A 3145-nucleotide genomic window follows, 5' to 3' on the forward strand; every position below is an offset into this window, starting at 1 on the left:
GCGGGACGGCGGGCGCGGTGATGGGCGACGCGCTCGTTCATTTCGCCGTCCAGGGGTTGGCTGGTGGCGATGTAGGTCACTTGGAGTTGGCTGTCGGTTGCCAGTTTTTCAGCCAGGCGACTCTTGCCGGAGCGGGCGCCGCCGAGGATCAGTTGGAGCATGGTTTATTCCATAAATTGTGCGGTGTCATGACGGGCCCCTTCGCGGGCAAGCCCGCTCCTACAGGTAAACGCGGTCAAACTGTTGGAGGGGGCTTGCCCGCGAAGAGGCCGGTAAAGCCAACTCAAATCCCAGAGAGCTCACGCAACAGCCCGGTATCCAGATGCCTTTCAACCAGATCCGCCAACCGCTCGATATCCCGCTCGCGCAACCCGTGGTAATCCACGTCCTGCACATCCTGCAATCCCGCCCAGCGCAACAGCGCACTGCACGCCGCCGGCGACTCGAAGAGGCCATGCAGGTAGGTGCCGAAAATCTGCCCATCAACACTTTGCGCGCCATCGCAGCGACCGTCATCGAGCTGCACGGCAGCGTTTTCCAATGCCGCTCCCGTTGTGACGCCAGCATGGATTTCATAACCACTGACCTCAGCATTCTCCAGCGCCAGGCGCCCACGCACGTTGCGCAGCTGCTTCTCTTCTTCCAACTGCGTTTCAAACGCCAACAGCCCCAACCCCGCACTCGAGCCCGACGCCCCTTCCAGCCCCAGCGGATCATGCACCTGCCCCCCCAGCATCTGCAGACCACCGCAAATACCCAGGACCTTTCCGCCATAGCGCAAATGCCGGGAAATCGCGGTGTCCCAACCATTGGCACGCAGGTACGCCAGATCGCTGCGCACGCTTTTCGAGCCAGGAAGAATGATCAGGTCGGCCGGTGGAATCGCCTGGCCGGGGCCGATGAATTGCAGGTCCACTTGCGGGTGCAGGCGCAGGGGATCGAAATCGGTGTGGTTGCTGATGCGCGGCAACACCGGCACCACCACTTTCAACAGTTGCCCGGCCTTGTCGGCCTGGCGCTGATCGATGCCGTCCTCGGCTTCCAGGTGCAAGTCCATCACGTAGGGCAGCACGCCGATCACCGGTTTACCGGTGCGCGCCTCGAGCCAGTCGAGGCCGGGTTGCAGCAGCGCGATGTCGCCACGAAAACGATTGATGATGAAGCCTTTGACCCGCGCCTGTTCGCTAGGCGACAGCAGTTCCAGGGTGCCCACCAAATGGGCGAAAACCCCACCGCGATTGATGTCGGCGATCAGCACCACCGGGCAATCCACCGCTTCGGCAAAGCCCATGTTGGCGATGTCGCCAGCACGCAGGTTGATCTCGGCCGGTGAGCCCGCGCCTTCGACCATCACCACGGGATACGCCGCGCTCAAGCGTTCATGGGAGGCCAGCACCGCTTGCATGGCGATAGCCTTGTAGTCGTGATAGGCCACGGCATTCATGGTCGTGACCGCACGACCATGGATGATCACCTGGGCGCCGGTATCGCTGTTGGGCTTGAGCAGCACCGGGTTCATGTCGGTGTGGGGTTCAAGATGGGCGGCCTGGGCCTGCACCGCTTGGGCGCGGCCGATCTCGCCACCGTCGGCGGTCACCGCGCTGTTGAGTGCCATGTTCTGCGGCTTGAACGGCACCACGCGGACACCCTGGCGTGTCACCCAGCGGCACAGCGCCGTTACCAGGGTGCTTTTACCGGCGTCGGAGGTGGTGCCCTGCACCATCAGCGTGGTCATGGGTGTTCCTTGGCGTAGGCGTCCAGCGCCGAAGCGAGACGTGCCCAGTCGGCTTCATCGCCAGGCAGACCGAAACGCAGGCTGCTGTTGTGGGTGAACAGGCGCAGCAGAATGCCGCGCCGGGCCATGAAGTCGTGAAGCAGTTCGGCGCGCTCGGTGCTCAGCCACTGGAACAGGGCGCAACCGCCCTGGGGCTCGAGGCCGTATTGCGTCAACAAGGTGGCCAGCCGCGCGCTGGCCTCATCGGTACGCAAGCGCTGGCGCGTGTGACCTTCGGTGTCGCGCAGGCATGCCTGGCCGAGCACCCGGGTCGGCCCGCTGACCGCCCACGGCCCGACCTGCTCGGCGAGCAGCTTGAGCAACCGGCGCTCCGCCAGGACAAAACCCAGGCGTACCCCGGCCAGGCCGAAAAACTTGCCAAAGGAGCGCAGCACGATCAAACCGACCTGATGGGCAAACGGCGCCACGCTCAGGTGCGGCGTGTTGTCCATGAAGGCCTCGTCCACCACCAGCCAGCCACCGCGCGGGGCCAGGCGCGAATGCCAGTCGAGCAGACGCGCGGGCGTCAGGTTCAGCCCGGTCGGGTTGTTCGGGTTGACCACCACCAGCACGTCGAGGCTGTCGACAAAGAAGTCGACTTCCTGCTCCAGCACCTCGCGCACGATGTAGCCATTGCGCCGCCACGCCTCGGCATGCTCGGCGTAACAAGGCGACAGCACGCCGACCTTGCCCGCCCGGCGCAAGCGCGGCAGTAACTGGATGGCCATCTGTGAGCCGGCGACCGGCAGTGCCTGCAGGGTGCCGTAGTAGTCACAGGCCGCCTGCTCCAGGCCGTCATCGGTTTCCGGCAACCGCGCCCAGGCGCGCAGCGGGATGTCGGGCACGGGAAACGGCCAGGGCGCCAGGCCGCTGGACAGGTCGAGCCAATCGGCTTCGTCAATGCCGTAATCGTGCGCCGCCTTGCGCAGTCGTCCACCGTGCTCAAGCATAAAATTCAGCCCCCACGCACAAAATCAGCAGCCACAACCATACCCCTCGCTGGACCAGTTGCCAGCCGCGGTCGATGGCGTCGGCATCCGCCGGCACGCCCTCGCCCAGCTTCGGGCGCTGATGCAGTTCACCGTGATAAATCGCCGGCCCGCCCAACTCGACGCCCAACGCACCAGCACCCGCCGCCATCACCGGGCCGGCATTCGGGCTATCCCAGGTCGGCCCCTGGGTGCGCCAGCATTTCAACGCCAGGCGGGTCTTGCCCAGCAGCGCGTAGGTCAACGCCACCAGACGCGCGGGAATGTAGTTGAGCACATCGTCAATCTTCGCCGCCGCCCAGCCGAACCGCTCGAAGCGCTCGTTGCGATAGCCCCACATCGCGTCCAGAGTGTTGCTCAAACGGTAGAGCACCACGCCCGG

At 65.0% G+C, this 3145-nt stretch carries 4 protein-coding genes; all 4 read right to left on the reverse strand.

The window, feature by feature from the left end; genetic code table 11:
* The coding region (locus ABWY06_RS19545; RefSeq protein ID WP_353927248.1) for a bifunctional adenosylcobinamide kinase/adenosylcobinamide-phosphate guanylyltransferase at window positions 1-161 on the reverse strand (161 nt) is incomplete at its 3' end.
* A 122-nt stretch (window positions 162-283) separates the two neighbouring features.
* Entirely contained in the window at window positions 284-1735 is a 1452-nt protein-coding gene (locus ABWY06_RS19550) for a cobyric acid synthase (RefSeq protein WP_353927246.1), read from the reverse strand.
* Window positions 1732-2724, reverse strand: coding sequence for a threonine-phosphate decarboxylase CobD (gene cobD, locus ABWY06_RS19555; protein ID WP_274074921.1), 993 nt, complete (start codon window positions 2722-2724; stop codon window positions 1732-1734). The genes ABWY06_RS19550 and cobD overlap by 4 nt, the downstream gene beginning before the upstream one ends.
* Window positions 2717-3145 (reverse strand): cobalamin biosynthesis protein (locus tag ABWY06_RS19560; RefSeq protein WP_353927247.1); only part of this gene is annotated, 429 nt, incomplete at its 5' end. The genes cobD and ABWY06_RS19560, both read right to left, overlap by 8 nt.

Source organism: Pseudomonas sp. (assembly GCF_040514055.1).
Lineage (GTDB): Bacteria > Pseudomonadota > Gammaproteobacteria > Pseudomonadales > Pseudomonadaceae > Aquipseudomonas.